The sequence below is a fragment of the Stenotrophomonas sp. 220_Sma genome (assembly GCF_056487375.1).
In genome coordinates, this window is the sequence record NZ_CM151348.1 from 193,535 (window position 1) to 208,337 (window position 14,803).

The 14,803-nt window shown below is 67.1% G+C and carries 10 protein-coding genes and 1 pseudogene; 6 read left to right on the top strand and 5 right to left on the bottom strand.

Features of this window, described 5'->3' with window-relative positions; all coding sequences use genetic code 11:
- Positions 1–20 precede the first annotated feature (20 nt).
- The gene (locus ACZLIB_RS00865; protein WP_478468933.1) at positions 21–1,277 is read left to right on the top strand and encodes an MFS transporter; all 1,257 of its coding nucleotides are present in this window, start codon (positions 21–23) and stop codon (positions 1,275–1,277) included.
- Between the two features lie 82 nt (positions 1,278–1,359).
- Here the strand turns inward: ACZLIB_RS00865 and ACZLIB_RS00870 are convergent.
- From ACZLIB_RS00870 to ACZLIB_RS00880, 3 genes and pseudogenes are all read right to left on the bottom strand, one after another.
- Positions 1,360–1,803 (bottom strand): annotated as a pseudogene (locus ACZLIB_RS00870) (LysR family substrate-binding domain-containing protein); the annotation flags it as partial.
- A gap of 127 nt (positions 1,804–1,930) precedes the next feature.
- Positions 1,931–2,839: a LysR family transcriptional regulator gene (locus tag ACZLIB_RS00875; RefSeq protein WP_478468934.1), complete on the bottom strand. Its 909-nt coding sequence runs from the start codon at positions 2,837–2,839 to the stop codon at positions 1,931–1,933.
- Between the two features lie 271 nt (positions 2,840–3,110).
- Complete coding sequence (locus tag ACZLIB_RS00880; protein WP_049421009.1) at positions 3,111–4,079, bottom strand: LysR family transcriptional regulator; 969 nt, start codon at positions 4,077–4,079, stop codon at positions 3,111–3,113.
- 110 nt (positions 4,080–4,189) lie between these two features.
- On the opposite strand from ACZLIB_RS00880, the gene aceB reads away from it, so the two are divergent.
- The 4 genes from aceB to ACZLIB_RS00900 all read left to right on the top strand — a co-directional run bounded on the left by aceB (position 4,190) and on the right by ACZLIB_RS00900 (position 11,174).
- A complete protein-coding gene (gene aceB, locus ACZLIB_RS00885; protein WP_478468936.1) occupies positions 4,190–5,812 on the top strand; it encodes a malate synthase A in 1,623 nt (540 codons plus the stop codon).
- Positions 5,813–5,876: 64 nt separating this feature from the next.
- On the top strand, positions 5,877–7,178 hold the full coding sequence (gene aceA, locus ACZLIB_RS00890) for an isocitrate lyase (protein ID WP_004153647.1): 1,302 nt from the start codon (positions 5,877–5,879) through the stop codon (positions 7,176–7,178).
- 420 nt (positions 7,179–7,598) lie between these two features.
- Positions 7,599–8,642, top strand: a complete 1,044-nt coding sequence (locus ACZLIB_RS00895) for a diguanylate cyclase domain-containing protein (protein WP_121503029.1) — start codon at positions 7,599–7,601, stop codon at positions 8,640–8,642.
- 42 nt (positions 8,643–8,684) lie between these two features.
- Positions 8,685–11,174, top strand: a complete 2,490-nt coding sequence (locus ACZLIB_RS00900; RefSeq protein ID WP_478468938.1) for a putative peptide modification system cyclase — start codon at positions 8,685–8,687, stop codon at positions 11,172–11,174.
- A 3-nt stretch (positions 11,175–11,177) separates the two neighbouring features.
- Here the strand turns inward: ACZLIB_RS00900 and ACZLIB_RS00905 are convergent, their stop codons facing one another.
- Complete coding sequence (locus ACZLIB_RS00905; protein WP_049462810.1) at positions 11,178–11,465, bottom strand: NHLP-related RiPP peptide; 288 nt, start codon at positions 11,463–11,465, stop codon at positions 11,178–11,180.
- A gap of 120 nt (positions 11,466–11,585) precedes the next feature.
- Here ACZLIB_RS00905 and ACZLIB_RS00910 point away from each other — a divergent pair, with 120 nt between their 5' ends.
- The gene (locus ACZLIB_RS00910) at positions 11,586–12,782 is read left to right on the top strand and encodes a putative peptide maturation dehydrogenase (RefSeq protein WP_182267048.1); all 1,197 of its coding nucleotides are present in this window, start codon (positions 11,586–11,588) and stop codon (positions 12,780–12,782) included.
- Positions 12,783–12,800: 18 nt separating this feature from the next.
- On the opposite strand, the gene ACZLIB_RS00915 is transcribed toward ACZLIB_RS00910, so the two are convergent.
- Complete coding sequence (locus ACZLIB_RS00915; RefSeq protein ID WP_478468939.1) at positions 12,801–14,801, bottom strand: acetyl/propionyl/methylcrotonyl-CoA carboxylase subunit alpha; 2,001 nt, start codon at positions 14,799–14,801, stop codon at positions 12,801–12,803.
- Positions 14,802–14,803: the final 2 nt, after the last annotated feature.

Consider the following 14,803-nt stretch of genomic DNA (forward strand, 5'->3'; position numbering starts at 1 on the left):
CCCACCGGCCCATCGATCCCATGACTGGCGAAACCGCGGCGGCCCTCGAACGCCGCCCCCCCACTGTCGATCCCATCGCCGAGACCCGCATCCAGCAGGGCACGCCGGCCTTCCGCCGCACCGCGCTGGCGCTGTTCCTGGCCGGCTTCTCCACCTTCGGCCTGCTGTACACCGTGCAGCCGCTGCTGCCGGAGTTCAGCCGTCACTTCGGCGTGTCCGCCGCCGGCAGCGCGATGTCGCTGTCGTTGACCACCGGCACGCTGGCGGTGGCGATGCTGCTGGCCGGCCTGATCTCCGACGCGGTTGGCCGTCGCCCGATGATGATCGCCGCGCTGCTGGCCTCGGCCACGCTGTCGCTATGCACGGCGCTGGTGGATGACTGGACCACGCTGCTGGTGCTGCGCACGCTGCTCGGCCTGGCGCTGAGCGGCGTGCCTGCGGTGGCGATGACCTACCTTGTCGAGGAAATGGACAGCCGCGCGCTGGGCCTGGCGATGGGCCTGTACATCGGCGGCAACGCCATCGGTGGCATGAGCGGGCGCCTGCTGGCCGGCATCATCGCCGACCACTGGGGCTGGCGCTGGGGCATCGGCGTCGTCTCGATCATCGCCATCGCCAGTACCGTGCTGTTGTGGCTGCAGCTGCCGCCGTCGCGCCACTTCCACCCGCGCCGCGATGGCCTGCGCCAATTGCCGTCGCGCTGGCGCACGCTGTTCGCCGACCCGGGCCTGCCGTGGCTGTTCGCCACCTCGTTCGTGCTGATGGGTGTGTTCGTCACCCTCTACAACTACCTCGGGTATCACCTGCTGGCGCCGCCGTACCACCTCAGCCAGACCGTGGTCGGACTGATCTTCAGCGTGTACCTGGTGGGTACCTTCAGTTCGGCGTGGATGGGCCAGCAGGCGACGCGTTACGGGCGCGGGCGCATCCTGTCGATCTCGTTCGCACTGATTGGTGCCGGCATCGTGCTGTTGGCGATGCCGTGGCTGAGCACGATGGCACTCGGTATCGCGCTGGTGACGTTCGGCTTCTTCGGCGGTCACTCGGTGGCCAGCAGCTGGGTCGGTAGCCGCGCCGGTGCGATGCGCGCCGAAGCGTCGGCGCTGTACCTGTTCGCCTACTACCTGGGTTCGAGCGTGCTCGGTGGTGTGGGCGGCCTGGCCTATGCAGCGTGGGACTGGCTGGGTGTGTGCCTGTTCGCCGCCGTGCTGACCCTGATCGGCGGTGGCATCGTCTGGGCGCTGCAGCAGCGCGCCCCTCAGCCGGTGACGGCGTGAACCTGCTCTGGTAGATGCCGACCTTGGTCGGCGCCGTGGCCGTGGGCCAACCAAGGTTGGCCGCTACCGGGTGGGTTGCACCTCACCCTTCGGCGAACGCTTCACGCAGCAGCCCGGCGAAATTGCGGATCAACGGCGTCACACCCTCGCGGCGCCAGGCCAGCTGCACTTCCGAATGCGCCCCGGCATCGGCCAGCGCCACGAAGCGCGCGCCTTCCACCCGGATGTGATCACAGGACGACGGCAGGATCGCCGCACCCAGGCCAGCAGCGGCCAGACTGATCAGCGTCGATGCCTCACCGGCTTCCTGCACGATGCGCGGAGTGAACCCGGCAGCCGCACACAGCGCGATCATGTGGTCGTGGATGCCGGCACCGGCACTGCGGCGGAACGCTACGAACGGCTCCTGCGCGAAGTCGCGCAGCGACAACGTGCCCTGCTTCGACAGTCTGCGCAGGGCAGGATGGTCGGCATGCACGATCAACGCCAGCGGATCGACGAACAGGCTGTGCGCCACCAGTTCCGGGTCTGGGCGCTGCAGCAGCGCGCCCAGCAGCCGGTGACGGCGTGAACCTGCTCTGGTAGATGCCGACCTTGGTCGGCGCCGTGGCCGTGGGCCAACCAAGGTTGGCCGCTACCGGGTGGGTTGCACCTCACCCTTCCGCGAACGCCTCACGCAACAGCCCGGCGAAGTTGCGGATAAGCGGCGTCACACCCTCGCGGCGCCAGGCCAGCTGCACTTCCGAATGCGCCCCGGCATCGGCCAGCGCCACGAAGCGCGCGCCTTCCACCCGGATGTGGTCGCACGACGACGGCAGGATCGCTGCGCCCAGGCCTGCGGCGGCCAGACTGATCAGCGTCGATGCCTCGCCCGCCTCCTGCGCGATGCGCGGGGTGAATCCCGCCGCCGCACACAGCGCGATCATGTGGTCGTGGATACCCGCACCGGCACTGCGGCGGAACGCCACGAACGGCTCCTGCGCGAAGTCGCGCAGCGACAACGTGCCCTGCTTCGACAGTCTGCGCAGGGCAGGATGGTCGGCATGCACGATCAACGCCAGCGGATCGACGAACAGGCTGTGCGCCACCAGCTCCGGCGGCAACGCGCGCTTGCGGATGATGCCCACGTCCAGGCTGCCATCGAGCAGTGCATCGATCTGCTGTAGGGTGTTCATCTCGCTCAGCTGCAGCCGCACCTGCGGATAGCGTTGGCGGTACTGCAGGATTGAACGCGGAATCTGCGGTGACAGCGGCGTGGCGCGGGTCAATCCGATGCGCAGCTCACCCTGCTCACCGCGCTGCGCGCGCTGCACCTCGTCCACCGCAGTCTCCACCTGCTGCACGATGGCGCGTGCACGTTCCTGCAGCAGCTCGCCCGCAGGCGTCAGCTGCACACGGCGATGGCTGCGCACGAACAGGCGCGCCCCGATCAGGTCTTCCAGCTGGCGGATCTGCTGGCTGAGCGGCGGCTGCGACATGCCCAGCCGCTCCGCCGCCTGTCCGAAGTGCAGCGTATCGGCGACGGCAAGGAAGTAACGCAGATGGCGGAGTTCGATGGACATGGCGCCAGTTTATTCATCGTCAGCCGGAAATGGGGTCAGAGCCCGTTGCACAGCAACGGGATCCGACCCCGACAGATCGCGGGAATCTGTCAGAGGCGGGGCGGTGTGGGTGGGCAGGACCGTTGGCGCCATGGATGGCGCCATCGAGCCCCCATGGACGGGTTTACGGCGTGTCCTGCCCACCCACGCCGCCCCGCCATCCCACGGATAGCCCGCTGTTGCCGTTGCTTCGGCTTCGGCAGGTGCAGGGCGCAGCCCTGCCGAACACCCCTCACCGCTCGGAATGCCCGCTCTGGTCGTAATCGCGCGGGCTGAACAACTCCGGCTGGATCAGCTCGATGAACGCCCGCGCCTGCGCCGACAACGCCTTGCCACGCCGCACGATCACCCCGTAACTGCGTTCCGGGAACCAGCGCTTCATCGACCGCGCCGCCAGCCGCTCGCGGTCGGCCTCGTTCAGGCACAGCGCCGGCACGATGGAAATGCCCATGCCCATCGCCACGTACTGCTTGATCACCTCCCAGCCACCCACTTCCAATGCCACGGTGTAGGCGATGCGGTGGCGCTGGAATACCTGGTCGACCAGGCGGTAGGTGATCTGCCGCTTCGGTGGCAGCACCAGCGGAAAACGCGCGATGTCGGCCAGTTCCAGCTCGCCACCGCTGGCCAGCGGATGGTCGTGCGGCGCGATCAGCACCTGCTCGAAACGGTAGGCCGGTGCGTAGCTGAGATCGGCCGGCACATCAGTCATCGAGCCGATCGCCAGGTCGGCGGCATCCTCGCGCAGCAGGTCGGTGCCATCGGCACTGATCGCGTTGTGCAGGGTCAGGCGCACGTCGGGATGGTGCAGGCGGAAGCGTTCGACGATCTTCGGCAGCAAGTACAGGATGGTCGAGCTGTTGGCGGCGATGTTCAGCTCGCCCGCGTCCAGGCCGCGCACCTTGTCGCGGAAGCGCGCCTCCAGCCCGTCCAGGTTCTCCACCAGCGGCTGTGCCATTTCGTACAGCAGCTGGCCCTCGCGGCTGGGCACCAGGCGGCGCCCGCTGCGCTCGAACAACGGCACCCCCAGTTCACGCTCCAGCGCCTGCAGCTGCAGGCTGATGGCCGGCTGGCTGACGAAAAGCGCCTCAGCCGCCCGTGAGACCGAGCCCAGGCGCACGGTCTGGCAGAACGCGCGCAGCGGCTTCAACCGGTCGGATTTGTAAGAAAAACGCGGACTTGGCGGGGGGCGTGTGCTCATCGTGTCACAAGTATTAGCACAACTTATGTAGAGCATTGCAAAAACTGTTTTGCCAAATACTCGGCGCCGACGGCACCGTGGAGGCGTTCCCCCACCGCTGGAGTCGCCCCATGTCCGCCGTCGCTTCCGCTGTTCCCACCCCCGCCAGCAAGGCCACCCCCGGCATCGCCCTGGCGACCCGCGTGGCCGGCCAGGACACCCTGCTGCCGGCGCCGCTGCTGGCCCTGCTGGTGTCGCTGCACCGCGCGGTGGAGCCGGGCCGGCAGGCACGGCTGCAGGCCCGTCGGGAGCGTCAGGCGTACTTCGACCAGGGCGGCCTGCCGGACTTCCGCGAAGACACCACCGCGATCCGCAGCGGCGACTGGCGTGTTGCCCCGCTGCCGGCGGCGCTGCAGGACCGCCGCGTCGAGATCACCGGCCCGACCGACCCGAAGATGGTCATCAACGCGCTGAACTCCGGCGCCAAGGTGTTCATGGCCGACTTTGAGGATTCGACCTCGCCGACCTGGCGCAACCTGCTGGCCGGCCAGCAGTCGCTGGCTGCCGCGGTGCGTGGCGATCTCGAATACACCGCACCCAATGGAAAGCACTACGCCCTGCGCCCATACGACGAACAGGCGGTGCTGATCGTGCGCCCGCGCGGCTGGCACCTGGACGAGAAGCACGTGCGCATCGATGGCCAGTTCATCGCCGGCGGCCTGTTCGATGCGGCGGTGTTCGCCTTCCACAACGCCCGCACCCTGCAGGCGAAGGACCGCGGCCCGTACTTCTACCTGCCCAAGCTGCAGAGCATGGAAGAGGCGGCGCTGTGGGAGACCGCGCTGTCGCACGTCGAAGGCATGCTCGGCCTGCCGCACGGCCAGATCAAGGTGACCGTGCTGATCGAAACGCTGCCGGCGGTGTTCGAGATGGACGAGATCCTGCACGCGCTGCGTGACCGCATCGTCGGCCTGAACTGCGGGCGCTGGGATTACATCTTTTCGTACCTGAAGACCTTCCGCCGCCATGCCGACCGCGTGCTGCCCGAACGCGGCCAGGTGACCATGACCCAGCCGTTCCTGAAGGCGTATTCGGAGCTGCTGATCCAGACCTGCCATCGCCGTGGTGCGCATGCGATGGGCGGCATGGCCGCGCAGATTCCGATCAACAACGATGCCGCTGCCAACGAGCAGGCGATGGCCCGTGTGCGCGCCGACAAGCTGCGCGAGGTCTCTGCCGGCCACGACGGTACCTGGGTGGCACACCCGGCGCTGATTCCGGTGGCGATGGCGATCTTCGACGAACACATGCCAGGTGCAAACCAGCACAGCGTGCTGCGCCAGGATGTGCGTGTTGGCCGCGACGAACTGATCGCGCGGCCGCCGGGCACCATCACCCGTGCCGGCTTTGAGGGCAACGTGGAAGTCTGCGTGCGCTACCTGGCGGCGTGGCTGGATGGCAACGGCTGCGTGCCGATCCACCACCTGATGGAGGACGCGGCCACCGCCGAGATCAGCCGCAGCCAGCTGTGGCAGTGGCTGCACACGCCGGGCCAGCAGCTGGACGATGGCACTGCGATCGACCTGGCGCTGCTGGATTCCACCCTGTCGCAGCTGCCGGCACGGCTGGGCGATACCGCCGCGCTGCCCGGTGGCGCACGCATCGGCGAGGCCATCGCCCTGCTCGGCGAACTGAGCCGCAGCGACGAACTGACCGATTTCCTGACCCTGCCGGCCTACGCGCGCATCGACTGACCGCCGCCCGCGTTTCCCGCCGTTTCCCTCCCCGCTGCACGCACGAACCGAACTGGAGAAAGACATGAGCAAGCTGCCCACTGCCGAACAGATCCAGCACGACTGGGATACCAACCCGCGTTGGGAAGGCATCCAGCGCAATTACAGCGCCGCCGACGTGGTGCGCCTGCGCGGCACCGTCCACATCGAGCATTCGCTGGCCCGCCTGGGTGCAGAGAAGCTATGGGCATCGCTGCATGAGCGCGAGTTCGTCAACGCGCTGGGTGCGCTGACCGGCAACCAGGCCATGCAGCAGGTCAAGGCCGGGCTGAAGGCGATCTACCTGTCTGGCTGGCAGGTGGCGGCCGACGCCAACCTGGCCGGGCAGATGTACCCGGACCAGTCGCTGTACCCGGCCGATTCGGTGCCGGCGGTGGTCAAGCGCATCAACAACACGCTGCTGCGCGCCGACCAGCTGCACCACGCCGAAGGCAAGGACGACATCGACTTCCTGCAGCCGATCGTGGCCGATGCGGAAGCCGGTTTCGGCGGCGTGCTCAATGCGTTCGAACTGATGAAGGCGATGATCGAGGCCGGTGCCGCTGGCGTGCATTTCGAAGACCAGCTGGCCTCGGTGAAGAAATGTGGCCACATGGGCGGCAAGGTGCTGGTGCCGACCCGCGAGGCGATCGAGAAGCTCAACGCTGCGCGCCTGGCCGCCGACGTGCTGGGCGTGCCGACCCTGCTGGTGGCACGTACCGATGCCGAAGCCGCGGATCTGCTGACCAGCGACATCGATGGCAACGACAAGCCGTTCGCCACCGGCGAGCGCACCGTGGAAGGCTTCTACAAGACCCGCAACGGCCTGGACCAGGCGATCAGCCGTGGCCTGGCCTATGCGCCCTACGCCGACCTGGTGTGGTGCGAGACCGGCAAGCCGGACCTGGAGTTCGCACGCAAGTTCGCCGAGGCGATCCATGCCAAGTTCCCCGGCAAGCTGCTGGCCTACAACTGCTCGCCCAGCTTCAACTGGAAGAAGAACCTGGACGACGCCACCATTGCCAAGTTCCAGCGCGAGCTGGGCAGCTACGGCTACAAGTTCCAGTTCATCACCCTGGCCGGCTTCCATGCATTGAACTACGGCATGTTCAATCTGGCCCACGGCTATGCACGTCGACAGATGAGCGCGTTCGTGGAACTGCAGGAAGCCGAGTTTGAAGCGGCCGAGCGCGGCTTCACTGCGGTCAAGCATCAGCGTGAGGTTGGCACCGGCTACTTCGATGCGGTGACCCAGGCGATCCAGCAGGGCCAGTCGTCGACCACCGCATTGACCGGTTCGACCGAGGAAGAGCAGTTCCACGGCGGGCGCAGCGAACGCGCGGCGTGATGCGGTAGTGCCGGCCGCTGGCCGGCAACCACGTGATCCTCCGGGCACCACAGGGAAGCCGGCCAGCGGCCGGCGCTACCGAAGCTTCGGAATCCGATCAGGGTGGCCAGGGAAGGGCCAGACAACGCCGGCCGGTCGGGGGACCTGCCGGCGTTGTTGTATCGATGCAAGGGAGCAGCGCGCAGCCAGCGTCAATCAGGCGCACCCCCGCGTGCCGGCAACTTGGCCGAAAGCCTGTGAAACCCGGCATCGGATTGATCCAGCAGGGGTTTTGCCCGGACACCCGTGACCAGAACGGGCCACCACCGATCTTCACATCAATCAAGATCGGCAGACGGGTCAAAATGAGATAGGGCGCACACTTTAAAGCGGTGCTATGCTCCGCGGCTCACCAGGGGACGCTGGCGGCGGGTGCAGGGAATGACCGGCAGGGGTGCGGCCGAGAACAGTGATGTGACGTCAGGTATCGCCCGGGTGGCGATGGCCGAGATCGTGCACGCGCTGCTGTCCGCTGCCGAGGTCGCATTGTTCGCCAGATATGCCCGTCCATGCAAGCTTCATGCCGGACAGTGGTTGTTCCAGCGTGGCCATCGCGGCGAACGGATGTATGTGATCCTCCAAGGCCAGATAGAACTGGACTTCGGCGAGGACCTGGTGATCAAGACGCTCGGCCAGCATGAGTTCTTCGGTGAGCTTGGCCTGCTGGTCGGCGATCACCTGCGCAGCGCCAGTGCACGCGCGCTGGCCGACTGTGAAGTACTGGAGCTGGGCCCGGCCGACTTCCATCGCCTGGTGGAATCCGATCCCGGCCTGGTCGCCTACTTCCTGCGCCGTACGATCATGCGCGTGCTGACCAACGAGCAGGCGCTGATCAGCCAGCTGCGTCGGCGCAACCACGATCTGGAAACCGCGCTGGACAACCTGTACATCACCACCCACCAGTTGACCCACACCCGTGAACTGGTACGTACCGATGAACTGACCGGGCTGCACAACCGTCGTGGCCTCACCCTGTACCTGCAGGAATGCCGCGCCGATGGCGAAGGGTTGCCGCAGGCACTGCTGCTGATCGACTGCGACCGCTTCAAGCAGATCAATGATCGCCACGGCCACCAGGCCGGCGACCGTGTACTGCAGAGCATGGGCAACATCCTGCGCTCGATGGCCGGCGAACAGGACCTGGCCTGCCGCCTCGGCGGCGATGAGTTCTGCCTGATCCTGCGCCGTGGCAACCATGAGATCGTGCAGCACGCGGCCGAGTTCATCCTCAGCGCGGTGCATGGCCTGCTCGAACGCAGTCATGGCACGCCGCACGTCAGCCTGGTCAGCATCGGTGCCAGCCTGCTGGCGCCGGAGGCGGGCTGGAGCGAGTGGTACGCCAACGCGGACCGCGCGCTGTACCAGGCCAAGCGCGATGGTGGCAACTGCCTGCGCTGGGGCGGCGACTCCGAAAGCGGACAATGAGCAGCAGAGGTGGCAATGGACGGCATTCCGGATTTTCTCCCGATGCAGAGTTCGCAGGTGCGGACTCTGCTGTTCACCGATCTGTGCGATTCGCTGCAGCTGGTCGAGCGGATCGGTGACATTGCCGCCGCTGAGCTGTTCCAGCAGCATGACCGCCTGGTGCTTGGCCTGCAGCAGCGTTGGAACGGCCAGCTGATCGATCGGTCTGACGGATTGTTCATCCTGTTCGAACGTCCCATCGATGGCATCGGCTTTGCTCTGTCCTACCAGAACGCCGTTGATGCACTGGGGCGCGAACGTGGCGTTGTTCTGCGTGCACGCGCCGGCCTGCACGTGGGTGACGTGCTGCTGTGGAACAACAGTGCCGAGGCCATTGCCCACGGCGCAAAACCGGTGGAGGTGGAAGGCCTGGCCAAGCCCATGGCTGCGCGCCTGATGCAGCTGGCGTGGCCTGGACAGGTCCTGCTGTCCGCGGCCGCCGAACAGATGACGCGTCGGGCAGCCAGCGAACTGCCCTGGGCGGCTGACGAGCTGCGCTGGAAGGATCACGGCTGCTGGCGCTTCAAGGGCATCGGCGAACGCCAGGAAGTATTCGAAGTGGGGTTGCGTGGCAGCGCCCCGCTACGTCGCCCGCGCTCGGGTGAAAAAGCGTGGCGGGATCTGCCGCTGTGGCGTCGCCCAGCGGCGCTGGTGACCGAGGCGGCACTCATGCTGGCGCTATGCGGAGTGCTGTGGACGCTGTTTCGGCCGGCACCGGCCATCGCCTTCGCCGAACGCGACTGGGTGATCGTGGCGGCGGTGCACAACGCCACGGCATATCCCCAGTTGGACAGCAGCCTGGAGCAGGCGCTGTACATCAGCCTGGGGCAGTCGCGTTTCGTCAACATCCTCAGCGAGCTGAAGGTGCGTGACACCCTGCAACTGATGCAGCGGCCTCCGCAGGCGCGGCTGGACCGCAGGCTGGCCATCGAGGTCGCGCTGCGTGACGGAGTTCGTGCGGTACTGATCCCCAGTGTGCTGGAGCTCAATGGCAAAGTACGGGTCAGTGTCGAAGTCGTGGATCCGCGTAGCGGACAGACCGTTTACACACGCTTTGCCGACGGTCGCGGGCTGGATTCGATCCTCGCCTCGACGGATCACGTGGTTGCGGCGCTGCGTACCGACCTTGGCGAAGCGCTTCGTGACGTCGGCGCAGACCAGCGGCCGCTGCCAACCGTGGCTACCGCCAATCTGGACGCACTGCATGCCTATGCCAAGGGCGTCGATGCAACGGCTGCCGCGCGCTATGACGATGCGTTGATGTTCTTCGAGCAGGCGACCCGGCTGGATCCTGCCTTTGCCTTCGCCTACGTCGGGCAGATGAACATCCAGCACGCAAAGGGCAATCTGGAGCAGGCCGCGGCGCTGTACCGCAAGGCGGTCAGCCAACGTACGCACCTGACCGCGCGCGACCAGCTCTATCTCGATGCCTGGGCGGCCGATTTCGAAGGGGCACCGCCTGCACGCATCGCTGACAAATGGCGCATGCTGACCGAGTTGTACCCGGACGACCCGGCCGGCTGGATGAACTACTCGATGGTGCAGTTCGCGCAGGGTGACTACGATGGCGCACTGGCCGCGACGCAGCCGCTGCTGGGACGCCAGCATTCGCGCCGTGCATTGGTGCTGGCGTTTGTTGCACGCATCCAATTGGCCCGTGGCGAAGCCTCCGCAGCGGAAGCAGCCCTGCGCGGTGCGCGGCTGCACCCGGGTTGGAACGGCGATGGCATGGAGCCGGTGATTGCCGCATTGGCTGGCGATTTCGACGCGGCCAACGCCGGGTTCACCGCGATGGGGCCATTGGGCCCCGGGACACGCATGGAGCGGGCTGCCGTGCTGACCATGCAGGGTCGCAGCGCTGAAGCTGCGGGCGACATGCAGCAGGCTGCGTCGCAGTGCCCCAGCGCAGGTGGGATGTGTGACATCCTCGCTTTGCAGGCGCTGGCCTGGCGTGCACGGCAAGGCGTTTCCGTGCCGGGGCAGGAGTACCAGCAGGTGCTCGATCGCGCGCTCGCGGCGATCGATCGTGACCAGCCTGCACCGGCACGGCGCAACGCATTCATCGCTCTTGCCGCTGCCTACCATGCGCTGCGCGCCGGCCAGGCAACGGTGGTCATGCAGCGAAGGGACGCGCTGCAGGCGCTGCCCGAACGCGACGACGATCCGCGCCTGCGCGAACTGTGGAACCTGCTGCAGGCACGCATGGCCCTGGACGCTGGAGAAACGCTGCGTGCACAGCAGTTGTTGGCGCAGCAGCGCCAGGCAAGTTTGTTCCAGTGGCGCGTGCTGCAGTTGGATCTGCTGCGATCCCAGGGTCAGCACGATGCAGCGCAGCGTCAGCTGCGCTGGCTTCAACACCATGCCGGCCTGGCCTTTGCAGAGAACATCGGCGACTACGCACTGCTGCCGTTGAACGTGAACGACGTGCAGCGGCTGGCATTGATGGAGAGTCCCGTGGCCTCTCACAGCAGCCCGGACGCAGCGGCACCCTGATCTTTACTCCTGCTGGAGACCAGGCAAGCCATCCTCGAACAGGAACGGCACATTGAAGGCGGCGCGTGTCCCAAGCAGGGTCCGCATGCGTGATGCGGCCTGGGCGAACTCCATCTTGCTGCCCAGGGACGCCAGTGATGCACGGCAGGCACGCACGGTGTCTTCGTCCGCACCCAGTGCGAGCAGGGCCAGGCCGGGATCCTTGGCAAACTCGGACCGGAAGGCATCATCGCTGGCCAGGCGCTCCAGCAGCTGCTGGACAACGTCGGCGGAAAGGGGGGAGGCAGACATGGGATCAGCACCGGCAGAATAGGAAAATGGAATTATCGGCGGTGGCGCCGCGAAGTTGATGGGTAAGTGCACCCGCCACGCTATGATCGGCGCCCCGAACAGCCCTCGGATGCCATTGCGATGAGATTCCGTCGTTGCCGGACCTTGTTCGTCGAGCCGGTCGAACGCCCGTCCTTCAACCTGCAGGAACTACTGGCTGGTGGTACCGGCGTGCAGCTGCAGCCGGTCCTGCAGGTGCGTGCGGCGCACCTGCCGTCGGTGCAGGTGATCGACGCGGAAAGCTGTGCCTGGTTGCTGGCCTGCAGTGCCGAACAGTGGCAGCCGTTGCCGGAAGCAGCGGACGCGCGCGGTCGGGTGCTGTCATTGCTGCAGCAGGGCCTGCTGGTCAGCGATGATCCGGCCCACGCCAAGGCCTGCGCTGCCGAGCAGCGCCTGCGCGATAGTCACTGGTGGCCGCTGTCGGCGGTGCACTACCAGCAGTCGTGCTGGGACGAGGTGGACAGCGTGCAGGACATGGAGCAGCACCAGCTGGTGACCGCACGCGATCTGGTGCGCAGCTACGGCAGTCCGCCACCCGAGGCACCTCCGCGTATACATGGCGCGCAGGCACTGCCGTGCTACGAGGATGATCCGATGCAGTCGCAGCTGCAGGCACGGGCTACCTGCCGCAACTTCGATAGCGCGCGTGCGCTGCCGTTGCCACTGCTGGCGCGCGTGCTGCAGCAGGTGCTGATGGCACAGGCCGAGGTGGAAACCGATCCAGGTGTGCGGTTCCTGAAGAAGAACGTGCCTTCAGCCGGCAGCCTGCATCCGCTGGAGGCCTACTTGCTGGTACGCAACGTGGAGGGAATGGCCCCGGGGCTGTATCACTACCATGCGGTGGCGCACGAGCTGGGCCGGCTGCCGGCACAGCCACAGGACCTGGAGTCGCTGTGCCAGCGCTTGCTGGCCGGGCAGCATTGGTTCGCCGATGCACACGTGCTGCTGGTGCTGGTGTGCCGCTTCGAGCGCAACTTCTGGAAGTATCGGAACCATGCCAAGGCCTACCGCGCTGTCACGCTGGATGCAGGCCATGTTTCACAGGCACTGTATGCGTCGGCCACCGCACTGGGCCTGGGCGCTTTTGTTACAGCGGCCATCAATGAATCCGAGGCCGGGCGTGCGCTTGGCCTGCAGCCGATGGCCGAAGGTGCGTTGGCGATCTGCGGGCTGGGCTGGCGCAGTGGCACAAAGATCACCGCGGAGCTGGACCCGGATGGCCACGTGTGGCCGCGGGCGGACCCACGCGCAGGGAATGCCGATGCAGCCGGGCCCTAGGGCCCGGCGCGTCATCGTTCACGCCGCTTCGAAGTCCACCAGCACCGCACCATCACCCACCTGGTCGCCGGCCTTGGCGCGGTAACCCTTCACCGTGCCGTCTGCCGGTGCCTGCAGGGTGTGCTCCATCTTCATCGCTTCCAGCACCACCAGCGGCGTGCCGCGCTTGACCTCGGTGCCGGCCGCGACCAGTGTCGCGACGATCCTGCCCGGCATCGGCGCCAGCAGGCTGCCGGCATCGGCCACGGCGTGGTCCGATTCGCCCACCGGATCGTGCAGGGTGAAGCGGTGCTGGCCATCGGCGCCGAACAGATACAGCTGGTCGCCTTCGCGCAGCAGCTGCTGTGACCAGCGGCGCTCGCCCAGCTGCACGGTCAGATGCTGCACATCGGCCGTGCCAAGCACCTGCACCGGCGCGGCGTCATCGCACTGCACGCGCCAGCCATCGGCCTGCGTCCACACCTTCAGCGTGTGCTTGCGTTCGCCCTGCTGCAGCGGCAGCACGCGCGGTGCCGATGCGCCAAGGCGCCAGCCGTCCTGGGCCTGCCACGGCGAATGCGGATCGCGCGCGTCGGTGCTGGCGCCGCCCGTGCTTGCAACCGCAGCCACAGCGGCCAGCAGCCACAGGGCATCATCCGTGTCGCCCACTGCACTCAATGCCGCCTGCTCGCGCTCGATCAGCGCGGTGTCCAGCTTGGCGTGCGCGAACGAATCGGTGTTGACCAGGCGACGCAGGAAACCGGCATTGGTGGTCACGCCCACCACCTGGCAGTCCGCCAGCGCCTGGCTCATGCGGCGCAGGGCGGCATCGCGATCCACGTCCCAGACGATCAGCTTGGCAATCATCGGATCGTAGTACGGGGTGATGCTGTCGCCTTCCTCCACGCCGGTATCCACGCGCACATGGGCCGACGGGGTCGGAAGGCGCAGGCGGCGCAGGGTGCCGGTGGAGGGCAGGAAGCCCCGGTCGGCATCTTCGGCATACAGGCGCGCTTCGATGGCGTGGCCGTGGATCGCCAGCTGTTCCTGGCGCAGCGGCAGCGGCTGGCCCGAGGCCACGCGCAGCTGCCACTCCACCAGGTCGGTACCGGTGATGTACTCGGTCACCGGGTGCTCGACCTGCAGGCGGGTGTTCATTTCCATGAAGTAGAAATCGCCGTCCGGGCCGGCAATGAACTCCACCGTGCCGGCACCGACGTAGCCCACCGCGCGCGCGGCATCGACTGCCGCCTTGCCCATTGCAGCACGACGTTCTGCGCTCATGCCCGGCGCCGGCGCCTCTTCCAGCACCTTCTGGTGGCGGCGCTGCACCGAGCAGTCGCGCTCGAACAGATAGACCGCTTCACCGTGGCTGTCGCCGAACACCTGGATCTCGATATGGCGCGGGCGCTCGACATACTTCTCGACCAGCACGTGGTCGTTGCCGAACGCCGAGGCCGCCTCGCGCTGGCAGCTGGCCAGCGCATCGACGAAGTCCTCGCTGCGCTCGACCTTGCGCATGCCCTTGCCACCGCCGCCGGCGCTGGCCTTGATCAGCACCGGGTAGCCGATGCCGTCGGCCTGTGCGCGCAGGAACGCGGGGTCCTGCTGGTCGCCGTGGTAGCCCGGGGTCAGCGGCACGCCGGCCTTGGCCATCAGCGCCTTGGCCGCGCTCTTGTCGCCCATCGCGCGGATGGCGCTGGCCGGCGGGCCGATGAAGGTGATGCCGGCCGCCGCGCAGGCATCGGCGAAGTCGGCGTTCTCGGACAGGAAGCCATAACCGGGGTGGATCGCCTGCGCGCCGGTCAGGCGTGCGGCGTCGAGCAGGGCATCGCTACGCAGGTAGCTCTCACGTGCGGCGGCCGGACCAATGTGGATGGCTTCGTCGGCCAGGCGCACATGGCGTGCGTTGCGGTCCGCATCGGAATACACCGCCACGGTGGCGATGCCGAGGCGGCGGCAGGTGGCGATGACGCGACAGGCGATTTCGCCACGGTTGGCGATGAGGACTTTGGTGAACATGGCAACAGGCTCGGTCATGG